This window comes from Gardnerella sp. DNF00497B, assembly GCF_049262725.1.
Lineage (GTDB): Bacteria > Actinomycetota > Actinomycetes > Actinomycetales > Bifidobacteriaceae > Bifidobacterium > Bifidobacterium leopoldii.
In genome coordinates this window covers 662,796-676,850 of record NZ_CP058400.1, presented here as the reverse complement: position 1 = coordinate 676,850, position 14,055 = coordinate 662,796, and the positions used below count along the sequence as shown (strand labels likewise).

Sequence of the window (14,055 nt, the reverse complement as noted above, 5' to 3'; positions counted from 1 at the left end):
AACAAACGTTCGATTGCATTTTGCGTCTTGCATTTCGTATTCTGTTAACACATTTTTAAAAATCACACGTGCGAAACTTGGTAATCGAAGAACACAACTTCGCCTTCATCTTGAGTTGTATCTAAATCGACAACGCCAGTAATAGCCCAATTATGATCCCCGTCTGAATCGTCAATAATCTGCCGAACTTTCCACGAATGTTCACTTTTCTCAAGCGAATCATCCAAAATAAACAAGTCGCCACTTCGAGCCTTAGCATCTATTCCAACATACTCGTGCTCATCATAATAGTCGTCAAGCACATCATTCCACTCGTGAACGCCGTAACCCCAAGCTTTGTCAAGCTCTCCCAAAGATTCCGCATCTTCCAAATCCATAAGCTGCACACGGCGGAACATTGCGTTTCTAATCAACACAATAAGTCCACGACGATCCTCAACTACAGACTCAGAAGTTGAAGGCGCAGCCGTAGTTACAGCGCTAGCTTCAGCATCCGATCCTCCTGCACTCTCCCACTCGTCAACAAGACTTGAATCAATAGAGCGCACAACAAGACGAAGCCACGAAATAATATCACGCAATTCTTCGTTAAGCATATCTTCAGGCACAGTGCGCGCAAGAGAACGGTAAGCGTCCGAAAGGTAACGAAGAAGCGTTCCCTCACTTCTAGCAATGCCATAACGAGAAATGTATCCAGTAAAATCAGATGCTGTTTCAACCATGTCTCGAAGCACAGATTTAGGCTTAATCCAGTAGTCGTTCGCCCACGGCACATCCTTGCGATATTGCGCAAAAGCAGGAGCTAGTAAGTCTTCAAGAGGCTTAGGATAGCTAACTTCAGCTAAGCGTTCCATGCGCTCCTCATAGTCAATGCCATCGTCCTTCATACCAGCCATTGCAGCATCGCGTGCTTTGCGCTCTTGAGCACGAAGAACAGGCTTAGGATCATCCAGAGTTGCTTCAACCATGGAAATTACGTCAAGCGCATAGCTTGGAGATTCTGGGTCTAGAAGTTCCAAAGCTGCGAGTAAGAATGGAGAAAGCGGCTGATCTAGCGCAAAACCGTCTGGCATAGCAACATCAAGATCATAATCGCAAGAACCGTCAACGCGCTCTCTACATTCAATGACTTGAGTATCGAGCAAAGTCTGGAAAATATCATCACAACGCTCAAGCAATTTTTCTTTATCTTGTGGCCTTTGTGCACTATCTTCAATAAGTTTTTCAACGCGCGCTCTAGCATCCCCACCTTGCGTAACTTCGTTCAAAATCATTGAATGCGTTACAACCATGTGAGGATTCAAAGTTTCGGGAGCGCTTTCAATAAGCTTAGTAAATGTCGGCTCGCCCCAAACAACAAAGCCTTCTGGAGCTTTCTTACGCTTAACTTTTTTAAGCTTTTTAGGATCATTTCCAGCTTTTGCAACAGCGCGCGCATTCTCAATCTCGAACTCTGGAGCCTCTGCAACTACTAAGCCCTCAGTATCGAATCCCATTCTGCCTGCACGTCCTGCAATTTGGTGAAACTCGCGAGCGCGAAGCTTTCTACTACGATTCCCATCAAATTTTGTAAGAGCTGTAAGCACAACCGAGTGAATTGGCACGTTAATGCCAACGCCGAGAGTGTCTGTGCCGCAAATAACTGGTAGAAGTCCTTGCTGTGCGAGCTGTTCGACAAGCCTACGGTAGCGCGGAAGCATACCAGCATGATGTACGCCTACACCAGTGCGCAGTAACCTTTGCAAAATTTTGCCGAAACCTGTAGTAAATTTAGTACCTTTAATGGCTTGAGCAATTTTGTCTCGCTGCTCTTTGCTTGAAACTCCAGTACTTGCGAGCGCTTGCGCTGTTTCAAGAGCTGCGTCTTGCGAAAAATGAACTACGTAAATTGGCGTTAAACCCTTGTTAAATAAGAGTTCTACAGTTGTTGCAAGCGGCTTATCTGTGTACTCGTATTCGAGCGGGATTGGTCTTGGAGCGTCTGCAATAATATCGACGTTTCTTTTTGTTGATTTTTCTAAGCGTTCCGCAATATCCGTTACGTCTCCAAGAGTTGCGCTCATAAGTAAGAATTGCGTATTTGGAAGTGTAAGCAGCGGAACTTGCCAAGCCCATCCGCGCTCTGGATCACCATAGTAGTGGAATTCGTCCATTGCGACGCAATCGACTTCAGCGTTTGCGCCTTCACGCAGAGCTTGATTTGCTAAGATTTCCGCCGTGCAGCAGATTATTGGAGCATCCGCATTAATATGCGAGTCGCCTGTAATCATACCAACGTTGTCACGCCCAAAAATAGCTACTAAATCGAAGAATTTTTCGGATACAAGAGCTTTAATTGGCGCAGTATAGTAGGAGCGTCTGCCGGTGGCGAGCGCCGCGAAATGCATACCGAGCGCGACAAGCGACTTTCCAGAACCTGTTGGAGTGTTTAAAATAACGTGGTCTCCTGCAAGCAAATCCATAACGGATTCTTCTTGATGCGGCCACAAATCTACATGTTTGTTATCTTTAACCCAATCAACAAATGCTTGAAAAATCTCATCTTCGCTAGCATGATGCAAATCGAAAGCTAACTCGCCCAAACCAGCCATATACGCTCCTACTTTACTTAACCCTAACTTACTTTGACTTAATCACGCTTTATTTGCGCTTTACTTGCGCTTCTTCTTATCTCGTACTTTTACAGAGATTTGAATAGGAGTTCCCTCGAATCCAAACTCTTCTCGAAGAGAACGCTCAATAAAGCGACGGTATCCGTGCTCTAAGAAGCCAGTTGTGAATATTACAAAACGCGGTGGGCGCGTAGAAGCTTGCGTAGCAAACAAGATTCTCGCTTGCTTTCCGCCTCGCAAAGGATGCGGATGAGCAGACTGAATACGCCCTAAGAAAGCGTTGAGCTTGCCTGTAGGAATGCGCTTATCCCAGCTGTCTAAAGCTGTTCGCATAGCGCGCGCAAGACGATTCGTATGCCATCCTGTTTTTGCGGAAAGATTTACGCGCTCAGCCCAAGTTACGCGCTCAAACTCAGTTTTCCATAAGCGTTCCATGCGCTGTCTGGAAAATTCGTCCATCAAGTCCCATTTGTTAAACACAAGTACGATTGCTCGACCCGCGTCTACAGCCTGGCTCATAACTTTCAAATCCTGCTCTGCAATCGGCTGGGAAGAATCGAAAAGAATCAAAGCAAGTTCCGAGCGTTCAATCGCAGCTTGCGTACGAAGTGAAGAATAGTATTCAGCACCCGTAAGCTTGTGCTGCCTGCGCTTAATACCAGCAGTGTCAATAAACAGCCAATCCTCGCCGTCAACTCGCACAACCTCATCAACAGGGTCACGAGTAGTTCCAGCCAAATCGTTTACAACAGATCGCTCTTCATGAGCTAAATGATTCAAAAGCGAAGACTTACCAACGTTTGGACGACCTACTAAAGCAACTCTGCGAAGTCCTTCTGGAGTTAAGAATCCTGAAGTTTTATTCGCTTTCTTCAAAGAATTGAGCGCTGCATCAAGCAAATCTCCAACGCCTCTGCCGTGCATTGCAGAAATTCCGTAAGGCTCACCCATTCCGAGCTTCCAAAACTCTGCAGTCAAATACTCGCTTCTAGCGTCGTCAACTTTGTTAACTGCCAGAGTAATAGGCTTACCTGCAGCGCGAAGCATTGAAACAATACGCTCGTCTGTAGCTGTTAAACCAACTTGACCATCTACTAGGAAAATCACAGCATCGCTTAAACGCACTGCTACTTGCGCTTGTTGAGCAATAGAAGAATCAATACCTTCAACATCTGCTTCCCAGCCGCCAGTGTCAACAAGCTTGAAGTTGGTCCCAGCCCACTCAGCGTCGTAGCTTACGCGATCTCTCGTAACACCTGGAGTATCTTCTACAACAGCTACACGATGACCCAAAATACGATTTACCAGCGTTGATTTTCCAACGTTTGGTCGACCTATAATGGCGATTACTCCAACAGCTTTAGAGTCTTTTGCATCGTCTTGACTTACTTCGTCGCCTCGAAGAAGCGCACGATCTTCATCGTCAAGATCGTAGCCTTCAAGATTAGCAGCATAACGGTCATACTCATCCTGCTCAATTGCAGCGTCAACCATTTCAACAAGAGCATCGAGAGTCTGCTCAAAAGTCAAATCAGAATTATCGAGCGTTGTAACACCGTCTGCTGCTTGAAGAAAATGCGTAACTTTAGCATCTTTAGCATCACGAGCGCGAATATCGTCTTCTTCAGATTCATTATTTTTAGATTCATTATTTTGCAAATTTTCTTGCGCAATATTCTGCTTGTTTCTGCGAGCTTGACGCACTTCTTCGCGTGCAGTAAGAAGCACTCGAACTTGAGCATTAGGAGCAACAACAGTAGTAATATCGCGTCCTTCTGCAACTATTCCCTCACCTTTAGAGAAAGAATCTTCATCTGACTCTGAAGCAATATACGCACGCTGAGCAGCAATAAGCATACGGCGAACTGCAGGAATCGAAGATACAGTAGACACATGCGAAGAAACTTCGCTGGAACGCAATTCTTCGCTAATATCCTCACCTTCAACAGTCACTACAGGATTCTTAGGATCAACACTAAAGTCAGCGTCACTTTCAGTAAATAAGGCTCCAACAGCTTCAATAATTTGATTAAAACGTTCAGCATCCGCTGGATTTACAGGATTTCCTTCTTCATCCAATTCAAGTTGCGTGCTTAAATCAATACCTTGTTTCAAGCACCACCAAGCAGCAGCTCTATACATTGCACCCGTATCTAAATACGCAAAACCATAGTATTGCGCTAAAGCACGAGAAGTAGAAGACTTACCTACTCCTGCTGGTCCATCAATTGCTACACAAATCACAGGCCAACCTCCTTAGAAAGCGAGCGCACTTCTGTTTGAGAAAGCACGCGATACGATCCAGCTTTTAAGTCACCCAATTTAATAGGGCCAATTTGCGTACGAACAAGACGCTTTACAGGGTATCCTACGGCTCCAAAAATCCTGCGAACAATACGATTTCTGCCAGAATGCAACACAACTTTTACCATGGTTGTGTCGTGATTCTGATCGATTATTGCGCAACGGTCGAGCTTAATCCAACCATCTTCAAGATTTACACCTTGTGAAACCAAGCGGCGGCAAACCATACCGTTGATTTTGCCTTCAACAGTTGCAATATAAGTTTTCTCAACCTCATACTTTGGGTGCATTACGTGCTGGCTTAGCTCGCCATCGTTGGTCATTAAAATAAGACCTTCAGAATCGTAATCCAAGCGTCCCATGTGGAAAATTCGCTCGTACTTGTCTCCAACAATATCTCTTAAAGTAAAGCGACCTTTTGGATCGTCCATTGCGCTAAGAACTCGCTTAGGCTTATGCAATGCGAGCGTTACTAGCTTTGTGTTGAACTTTACGCGAGATCCATCAACGCGCACTTTTTGACGTTTTGGATCTACTCGAGTACCAAGTGTTGTAACCAATTCGTCGTCTACTTCAACACGCCCGTCAAGAATAATCTCTTCACACTTACGTCTTGAACCAAATCCCGCTTCAGCAAGCAGCTTCTGCAGTCGAATGGCGTTGTTGTCATCTGAATGCGCCTGATTGGCGCGGGAATATGCGTTTGGCATCGTTCTCCCAACGTGACCTAAAGAATTACATACATATTTGCGCCAGAATTTACTTAAGAATACGCAATATAAGCAATTCATTACTCATTAACTTACTAATTTATGTGGCAATTTATTAAATTTGCAATAAATCAAAAACACCACGTCTTCCTATGTTACCGTATGGCATAGCCGTGATAGTATAGCCTAGGTTTCATTGTGTTGCAATCATTAACAAAGCGACACAACTAAAATTAAGGAAAATTATGATTAAAACTACAGATACACCGTGCAGCACAACTAAAACTGCTGCGCCACTTATTGTTCGTATTGGTACTGAATTTATTGCTACAGCTTTAGCGATGTTCGTTGTTTACACTTTTTATTCTCTTACTACCGTAATGTACGGAATCAACGTTTTAATGATTGCCGCCGGCACTGGTATCGCTTATGCTGCAGCGACATATATTGCATCTAAAGTTTCTGGAGGCCACCTTAACCCTGCAGTAACAGTTGCTTCGATGCTTACTGGACGCACTTCATACACTGCAGGATTATGCTACATTGTTGCCCAAGTTCTTGGTGCTATTGCAGCTGCAGGATTGTTTATTCTTATTATTCCTCAGCAGGATTCAAGCATTGATCCGTCACAAGTTGGTCAAGGCTCAGGTTTTGACAAAAAGTATTGGTTTGTTTCAATAGTAAACGGATTCGAAAAGGCATCCCTTTCTGCACGTCAACTAAAAGAAATAAACTTGTCTTTCGGAATAGTATCTGCGTTATTAGTTGAAGTTATTGCTGTTATTTTGATTGTTGCCACTGCATTGCGCAGCACAGACCATGAAGGTAATACTAAATGCGGTTATGCAACACACATCGGTATTGCATACGCAGCTGGCGCTTTCATTACGTATCAAATTACAGGAGCTGGTTTGAATCCTGCTCGTTCTACCGGCATCGCATTATTCGCAAACTCTCATGATTTGGAAGTTAAACCACTAAGTCAATTGTGGGTATTCTGGATTGCTCCAATTTTTGCTGCAGCGCTTGTTAGCCTAGTTTTGCTATTAACAAAGCTTCTTTCAAACTCAGCACAAAAACTTGCTGTACCAAATGAAACAAATCCTGCACCAATACAAAATTTTGCAGACACAAAAGCAGATGCTCCTGCAGCGCCAGATATGAGCTATGAGTACGTTCAAAACGCATCTGACAATAACGTTGCGAACAATCTTTAAAAATAAAATTATAGCAAAAATATAATTGAAGCGTATGTTATAAGCAAACCTATGCCGAGCGTAATACTTATGAAAGAATCAAAGCCAACTGAGCGAACTTTCCAAGGGCTACGCTGACGCATAATTAAGCGCATAACTCCTAGAAGTACAGCCGTCACAGAAATAACAACTGTGGCGGCTTTTACATATCCTATAAATGCCAATAATGCGCAAAGTGCAATAATAATTGCTACAATCCATTCAGCATAAGGCTTACCCTCACGTTTTTCCGACACGTACGGATGCTCCGTTTTAGCACTTCTAGTCTGATGCTCACTATCTGTCATACTTGTATCATACCTGCTCCGCGATAAGAAAACATGAGTTGTTTTAGGCACTAACACAAAGATGCAGCGCTTGAAGTACACAAACGCTGCATCCATAATATTGATTAATTTATTTGTCTATGAATCTTAGCTAAAGCAATTTTAGTGGAAGAAGTGACGAGTACCGGTAGTGTACATCGTTACACCAGCTTTGCGCGCAGCTTCGAACACTTCTTCGTCGCGAATAGAGCCACCAGGCTGCACGATTGCGCGAACGCCCGCTTCAATCAAAATTTGCGGACCGTCAGCAAATGGGAAGAAAGCATCCGAAGCCGCAACAGCTCCGCGAGCACGTTCAGCACCATCAGCCAAAGTATTTGCACGCTCAACAGCCAAATGGCATGAATCCACGCGATTAACCTGCCCCATTCCAATGCCAACAGTAGCATTGTCGTGCGCAAGTAGAATTGCGTTAGACTTTACACAACGAAGCGAACGCCACGCGAATTGCAAGTCGCGCAAAGTGTCAGCATCAGCAGGATCTCCAGAAACAAGCGTCCAGTTTTCAGGATTATCACCAACTGCATCAATCTTATCTGCAGACTGAACTAAAGCACCACCGTCAATAGGATGAACTTGCAAATCTAAGACTGGCGGAGTTGCAACCTTCAAAATGCGAAGATTCTTTTTCTTAGTGCGAAGCAATTCCAAAGCTTCAGGCTCATAGTCTGGAGCCACAATAACCTCTGTGAAAATTGGGCGCACACTTTCTGCCATTTCCAAAGTCACAGTAGTGTTTGCAGCAATCACACCACCGTAAGCACTTACAGGATCGCAAGCGTGAGCTTTTTTGTGCGCTTCTACTGCAGTCGCGCCTATTGCCAAGCCGCAAGGATTATTATGCTTGCAAACAGCAACCGCAATTTGTGGAGCAAAATCCCAAACTGCACGCCAAGCAGCATCCGCATCCACATAATTGTTGTAGCTCATAGGTTTTCCGCCAAGAAGCTCAGCCTGAGCCAAACCACCCTTATGCAAAGGATCTAAATACAATCCTGCTTGCTGATGGGGATTCTCACCATATCGAAGCGTATGCTCTAAACTCCAAGTGCGCGTGTAGTTTGCAGGAAGCTTCACAGCTTCAGCATTTTGATTATCTTCTTCATCATTTGTGTTCAAACTTTCAGGCTTCTGCCATGCTTTACTTGTCCACTCAGATATAGAAGCATCGTAAGCTGCTGTATGAGCAAATGCTTTACCAGCCAAATATTCGCGCTCTTGCAAATTAAAGCCTTCACCTGAAACGATTCTATTAGCTAAAAGCTGGTAATCTGCAGGATCTGTAATAACGGCAACAGACTTATGATTCTTTGCTGCAGCACGAATCATAGAAGGTCCACCAATATCAATTTTCTCAATAATTGCGTCACTATCAGCACCGCTCATTACAGTGTCTACGAATGGATACAAATTAACTACTACAGCATCAAACGGCTTTATGTTTAGCTTTTCAAGTTGCTTTACATGATCAGCATTACTCATATCTGCAAGAATTCCAGCGTGAATATGCGGATCTAAAGTCTTCACTCTTCCATCAAGACTTTCTGGGAAACCAGTAACGTCAGAAACTTCAGTAACATGAACGCCAAGTTCAGCCAATTTAGCAGCAGTAGAGCCGGTTGAAACTACTTCAGTATCAGCCTTTCTAAATGCTTCAGCTAATATTTCAAGTCCCTCTTTATGAAAAACTGAAACAAGAACTCTACGAATTTGCTTTTCACCTGTGGTTATCAGCACATTTGCGTTTGATTCTTTGCTCTGTGTCTGTTGCACGGCGGCCTTCCTTCCCAAAATAGTAGTGAGGAATTATTTTCTTTTAGCCTTCGATGAAACCGTCCTAGGAGCAGCTTTTTTCAAAGGCAAAGGTTGATTCTTTTTATTACTAGTCTTATTTTCGATTAATTCTGCAGATTTTACAGGTTTATTCGACTTACTAGCAGCAATAAGATTAAAGCAATATCGCGCGCCACAAATAAGTAGGATACTAAAAATCGAAATAACCCATGCTACAGCAGAAGCGTATAGAGTAAGATGACCAACAGCCCTAGTACTTTCAATAATGTCAACTCCAATATAAGAAAGTCGACATTCACCCAATGAACCATTTGCTATTGAGAAAACAACAGTCCACATAATTGTAATTAAAGCGGATACACCTACACTATCAGTTGCAGCTTCTACAGCATTCAACATAAAAGACTCACGCTCGGTTTTGTCAATAATATTTTTTAAACGCAAGCCACAGCCGCTTTTATGCAATAAAGTTATAAGCATTACAATAAAGCAGAAAATTGGAACTATGGAGTAAAAAACAGTGCGATGCATAACATCAACAATAGCATCAGGAAATATTCCAAAAACCGGAATAGGAGGCAAAGATTTACGCTGAGAAACTGCTAAAGTAAAGTGTGCAACAGATCCAATATTAAATCCAGATCCACAAATCCAAGATAATGCCCAAATAGCAATATTCGGCAGCCAAACTAAGCAAGCAATAGTTGTAAGAATACGAGAACCATTTTGCATGCCTAATTTATTGAAATATGAATTAACATAGCCAAAATTTGTGCAAGCCCAAACTACAACAGTTATTAACGCAATAAAAGCGTATAAACCAAATAAAATTACTGCTGTACGCTTAGTAATACGAATATTTTTTTGAATATACTCAGGGCACATTTGCTTGTAGCGCTGCTTTAACGACATAAACAATGAGCTGCTTGGAAAAACCGCTATAAGCAAAGAAATTAAATAAATACAAGAAGATTTACAAGCAACAATAAAAGTAGAATCCAGTAAAGTAACATGCGTATTTTGAGAAAGTATCGCATTAATAACAGCCCAGACTACAAGCCCAGTAAAATATGCTATATCTCCACCTCGAATACGGCGAATTAAACATACAAGTGTTGCAATAAGTAGAAAAGTAAGACCTAAAGGAATAATCGTAAGAATGCAATTGCCAAAAGTAATACCTACGCCTTGAGCAAACATAAACACAGCCCAAGTCATAGACATTGCAGATTCAGAAAGATTGCCTGCTCCCTCTTCGATAGAAACCACAAGAAGTGTGAGAGATAGGAAAAGACCTATTGTAAGAGAAAAAATAAAAATAACAATAATAGGAGTTATTACACCTTTAGACATGTTTATTAAGAATGACTTAAGTTTCTCAACCATGCCTTTTCCTTTCAATTCTTTTAGGTGCAAAACCAATATATTGCTTTAAATAGGATATTACTTTAATAATAAGCGATAATAATAAACTTTTAAGCTGGCATAGTAATTAAACTACTGCAAGGATAATCGCATAACTCACTCATTCCACTAATACCTGTAAGTTCAATAACAAAACTAAAACCTGCAACTATTCCTTGAGCGCGCTTGACAATATTTGCAGCAGCTTTTGCAGTGCCTCCAGTTGCAATAAGATCGTCAACAATAAGCACACGTTGACCTGGCTTAATAGCGTCGTTTTCAATTTCAATACTTGCCTGACCATACTCAAGCATGTACGACTCAGTAATAACTGGAGGAGGTAGCTTACCAGCTTTACGAATAGCAAGAAAACCTTTGCCTAACCGAGATGCCAACAATGGTCCAAAAAGAAAACCTCGAGCTTCAAGCCCAGCAATCAAATCAATTGAATCAGCCGGTACAGGCAATGCATCAATCAAAGAATCAATAAGAATTCGCGAAGAGCGAGCATTTGAAAATATAGGAAGAAAATCACGAAATATAATACTAGGATTAGGGAATCCTGGAACGGTACGAATCAAAGAAGCAAGATAAGCGGCGTCATCGTTACTTACTGTTTTCAACGTTTTCACTGTAATATCCGTTGCTGTCATAATTCTAACGTTCTTTTCTTCACAAGACTTGTTATTGGAATATGGAAAGAATGTCACATATTCGCATGATGTGTGAGACATGCGCTGACTCACACATCACGACTTAAGTATTAAATTATAAATTTATGAAATAAAAGTTATTACTTTTCAGATTCTGCAGATTCTGATACTGGCTTGTTATCTTCGTTTACAGACTTATTTGCATCATCCTGCTTAGCTTCTTCTGCTTGTGCAGCTTCTGCCTCTTCATCGCTAATAAACGCTGGACGCACATACAATCTGTTTACAGCGCGGAAAGATACTCGCATCAAGCTACCTTCTGAATCGATGACAATCTCTTCATACTGCGTATCTACGCTTACAATCTTGCCGATAATGCCGCCAATTGTAATAATTTCAGTGCCTGGCTCCAAAGATTCATGGAAGGAACGCATTTCAGCTTGACGCTTCTTAGCATTGCGAGTCTGGAACATCATCATGCAAACCATTGCTACAACGAGAATAATAAGCATGCCATACTGCTGGAAAAATTGAGGCAAAGTAAACTCCTTAAGTATCCAACCCTAAGACGGTCGAAATGCCGTCCAAGTTAATTATTTTAAGCTAGCTCACTGACATTACTAGGCTCTTTAAAGCCCAAATGTTTCCAAGCTTTACTAGTTGCAACACGACCTTTAGGAGTGCGAATTAAGAATCCTTCACGCACTAAATATGGTTCACATACTGTTTCAACAGTTTCAGCTTCTTCACCAACCATTGCAGCTAAATTATTAAGACCAACCGGTCCACCGTTAAACTGACAAACCATAGCCTTCAAAACTGCAATATCAAGTCGATCAAGACCTTGCGTATCAATCTGGTATAAAGCTAACGCTTCAACAACAGCTTCATGATTTACTTCTGACAAATCATGCACAATAGCCCAATCTCTGACACGCCTCAACAAACGATTCGCTATACGAGGAGTGCCACGAGAGCGCAATGATAGCTCTTTAGCAGCTTGATCAACAAGACGAATCCCTAAGACTTTAGCAGATCGTTCAATAAGTTTTTCAAGCTCTTCGTGAGGATAAAAATCAAGATGAGCAGTAAAACCAAAACGAGCACGCAATGGAGAAGGCAACATTCCTTCCCTAGTGGTAGCTCCCACTACAGTAAAACGAGGAAGAGTTAACGGTATTGATGAGGCGCCAGGACCTTTACCCACCATAACGTCAACGCGAAAATCTTCCATAGCAATATAAAGCAACTCTTCTGCAGCACGAGGCAAACGATGAATTTCGTCAATAAACAACACTTCACCTGCATCAAGCGCGCTTAGTATAGAAGCTAAATCTCCAGCATGCTGGATAGCAGGACCTGAAGTAATTCGAATAGGAACTTGCAATTCATTAGCAACAATCATTGCTAATGTAGTTTTTCCCAATCCAGGAGGGCCTGCCAATAACATATGGTCAGGCGCAACATCACGCTTTTTAGCAGCATCTAAAAACAGTTGCAATTGCGCTTTTAAAACTGGTTGGCCAATAAAACCTTCTAATGCGTGAGGACGAAGCTCCTCATCACTGAGTTGCTCATTTCCTAAAGGAGTTGAAGAAACCATGCGTAAGGATTCTTCAGCAACACCAGTATTTAGCGCAGAAGCATACTTTTCACTCACTTCAACTCCCCCAATACTAGATTCTTTACAAACATGATTACCTACCTCTATCAAGTGAAGCTAATGCCATTCGTAAGACATTAGGCAAATCTGCATCAGATATAGGAGTTGAAATATTATTCTCTGCACAGACTTGCTCAACTGCTCTTTGAGCGTCAACTTGTCTCCAACCCAATGAAACAAGACCCTCTATGACGCATTGCACGCTAGAATCAACAATCTGCTTATTAGATTGAGTAGAATCATTAGAACTATCTGCCAGTATTGAAGGATCAAGAGAACCCTTCAATTCCAAAATAATCTTCTGCGCACCCTTTTTCCCTAAACCAGGCGCAGAAGAAAGAGAAGTTACATCTCCCTCAGAAATAGCTTGTAAAAGACGATCAACATTCAAAGTTGAAAGCATAGAAAGAGCAACTTTAGGACCAATTCCACTAACTTTTTGCACTTGCAAAAACATTCGTTTAGCAGCTTGAGTTGTAAAACCATAAAGAGTTAAAGCATCTTGCGAAACTTGAAGCGACGTATAAACGCGAACTTCCTGCCCTTCATGCAAAGAAGACAAATCTTGAGAAGGCATATAAGTCTCGTAGCCAACTCCAGAAACAACAATAAGCGCAGAACGAGCATCAATTGACGCAACTTGCCCAACAAGCATTCCAATCATAAGCTCACTCCTACTTAACAAAAACTCATAACTTAAAGCACATAAAGTCAAATACAATTATAATAGAACATCTGTTCTATTAATATCCTACATGTCTCGAACGACAGAAGAAGATTTACGCGCCTGAGCTTGAGCTAAAGCCCATTGTTTCTGTGCAGCAGTTAGATGCTGCTCGCGCTCGCCACCTTGCAAAGCACCAGAAGGACGAAGAGCATGACAAATAGCTTGAGCTAAAGCGTCGGCAGCATCAGCAGGAGTAGGCAAAACATTAAGACCAAGTAATCGCGCTACCATGCGCTCTACTTGAGGTTTTTGAGCTTTTCCGTTTCCAGCTACAGCAAGTTTAACTTCAGTAGGAGTGTGTAAAGCAACAGGAATATTGCGCTGTGCTGCAGCAAGCATTGCGATACCAGCAACCTGTGCAGTGCCAAGAACAGTATTTCGATTTTCTTGCGCAAAAACACGTTCAATAGACACAGTATCAGGCGAAAAACGCTCAATTTTTTCAACTAATCCGTTATAAATCTTTAAAAGTCGCAAATCTTGCGAAAGATCAGGCTCAGACCTCAACACATCGACGTGAATAAAAGAAAGCCGACGCGAGACGCCGGCTTCAATCACGCCGACCCCGCAGCGAGTAAGCCCGGGGTCAACGCCCAAAATCATCAT

General features: G+C 42.3%; 12 protein-coding genes. 1 reads left to right on the top strand and 11 read right to left on the bottom strand.

Annotated elements, in window-relative coordinates; all coding sequences use genetic code 11:
• Positions 1-62: 62 nt before the first annotated feature.
• The 3 genes from HXT26_RS02430 to HXT26_RS02420 are packed head-to-tail and all read right to left on the bottom strand — an operon-like array spanning position 63 to position 5,626.
• Complete coding sequence (locus tag HXT26_RS02430) at positions 63-2,591, bottom strand: DEAD/DEAH box helicase (protein ID WP_004106564.1); 2,529 nt, start codon at positions 2,589-2,591, stop codon at positions 63-65.
• Between the two features lie 60 nt (positions 2,592-2,651).
• Entirely contained in the window at positions 2,652-4,856 is a 2,205-nt protein-coding gene (gene der / locus HXT26_RS02425) for a bifunctional cytidylate kinase/GTPase Der (RefSeq protein WP_101886053.1), read from the bottom strand.
• Complete coding sequence (locus HXT26_RS02420; RefSeq protein ID WP_101886054.1) at positions 4,853-5,626, bottom strand: pseudouridine synthase; 774 nt, start codon at positions 5,624-5,626, stop codon at positions 4,853-4,855. The genes der and HXT26_RS02420 overlap by 4 nt, the downstream gene beginning before the upstream one ends.
• A gap of 245 nt (positions 5,627-5,871) precedes the next feature.
• Here HXT26_RS02420 and HXT26_RS02415 point away from each other — a divergent pair, with 245 nt between their 5' ends.
• Positions 5,872-6,843: an MIP/aquaporin family protein gene (locus HXT26_RS02415; protein ID WP_116442738.1), complete on the top strand. Its 972-nt coding sequence runs from the start codon at positions 5,872-5,874 to the stop codon at positions 6,841-6,843.
• Positions 6,844-6,851: 8 nt separating this feature from the next.
• On the opposite strand, the gene HXT26_RS02410 is transcribed toward HXT26_RS02415, so the two are convergent.
• From HXT26_RS02410 to ruvC, 8 genes are all read right to left on the bottom strand, one after another.
• The gene (locus tag HXT26_RS02410; RefSeq protein ID WP_004574306.1) at positions 6,852-7,169 is read right to left on the bottom strand and encodes a hypothetical protein; all 318 of its coding nucleotides are present in this window, start codon (positions 7,167-7,169) and stop codon (positions 6,852-6,854) included.
• A 141-nt stretch (positions 7,170-7,310) separates the two neighbouring features.
• Complete coding sequence (purH, locus tag HXT26_RS02405; RefSeq protein WP_101886055.1) at positions 7,311-8,981, bottom strand: bifunctional phosphoribosylaminoimidazolecarboxamide formyltransferase/IMP cyclohydrolase; 1,671 nt, start codon at positions 8,979-8,981, stop codon at positions 7,311-7,313.
• A 33-nt stretch (positions 8,982-9,014) separates the two neighbouring features.
• Positions 9,015-10,388, bottom strand: coding sequence for a DUF6350 family protein (locus tag HXT26_RS02400; protein WP_410297057.1), 1,374 nt, complete (start codon positions 10,386-10,388; stop codon positions 9,015-9,017).
• 89 nt (positions 10,389-10,477) lie between these two features.
• Positions 10,478-11,059: an adenine phosphoribosyltransferase gene (locus HXT26_RS02395; RefSeq protein ID WP_004574311.1), complete on the bottom strand. Its 582-nt coding sequence runs from the start codon at positions 11,057-11,059 to the stop codon at positions 10,478-10,480.
• A gap of 140 nt (positions 11,060-11,199) precedes the next feature.
• Positions 11,200-11,598: a preprotein translocase subunit YajC gene (yajC, locus tag HXT26_RS02390; protein ID WP_004574313.1), complete on the bottom strand. Its 399-nt coding sequence runs from the start codon at positions 11,596-11,598 to the stop codon at positions 11,200-11,202.
• Positions 11,599-11,657: 59 nt separating this feature from the next.
• On the bottom strand, positions 11,658-12,662 hold the full coding sequence (gene ruvB, locus HXT26_RS02385) for a Holliday junction branch migration DNA helicase RuvB (protein ID WP_217428681.1): 1,005 nt from the start codon (positions 12,660-12,662) through the stop codon (positions 11,658-11,660).
• A 94-nt stretch (positions 12,663-12,756) separates the two neighbouring features.
• Complete coding sequence (gene ruvA, locus HXT26_RS02380) at positions 12,757-13,386, bottom strand: Holliday junction branch migration protein RuvA (protein WP_064340661.1); 630 nt, start codon at positions 13,384-13,386, stop codon at positions 12,757-12,759.
• Between the two features lie 87 nt (positions 13,387-13,473).
• Positions 13,474-14,055 (bottom strand): crossover junction endodeoxyribonuclease RuvC, encoded by a 582-nt coding sequence (gene ruvC / locus HXT26_RS02375; protein ID WP_004106546.1) that lies wholly within the window; start codon positions 14,053-14,055, stop codon positions 13,474-13,476.

Coding starts and splice junctions, on each gene's coding strand:
- ruvA (WP_064340661.1), bottom strand. CDS start 13,386: ATGATTGGAATGCTTGTTGGGCAAGTTGCGTCAATTGATGCTCGTTCT.
- ruvB (WP_217428681.1), bottom strand. CDS start 12,662: ATGGTTTCTTCAACTCCTTTAGGAAATGAGCAACTCAGTGATGAGGAG.
- HXT26_RS02420 (WP_101886054.1), bottom strand. CDS start 5,626: ATGCCAAACGCATATTCCCGCGCCAATCAGGCGCATTCAGATGACAAC.
- HXT26_RS02415 (WP_116442738.1), top strand. CDS start 5,872: ATGATTAAAACTACAGATACACCGTGCAGCACAACTAAAACTGCTGCG.
- HXT26_RS02400 (WP_410297057.1), bottom strand. CDS start 10,388: ATGGTTGAGAAACTTAAGTCATTCTTAATAAACATGTCTAAAGGTGTA.
- HXT26_RS02410 (WP_004574306.1), bottom strand. CDS start 7,169: ATGACAGATAGTGAGCATCAGACTAGAAGTGCTAAAACGGAGCATCCG.
- ruvC (WP_004106546.1), bottom strand. CDS start 14,055: ATGATGATTTTGGGCGTTGACCCCGGGCTTACTCGCTGCGGGGTCGGC.
- HXT26_RS02395 (WP_004574311.1), bottom strand. CDS start 11,059: ATGACAGCAACGGATATTACAGTGAAAACGTTGAAAACAGTAAGTAAC.
- HXT26_RS02430 (WP_004106564.1), bottom strand. CDS start 2,591: ATGGCTGGTTTGGGCGAGTTAGCTTTCGATTTGCATCATGCTAGCGAA.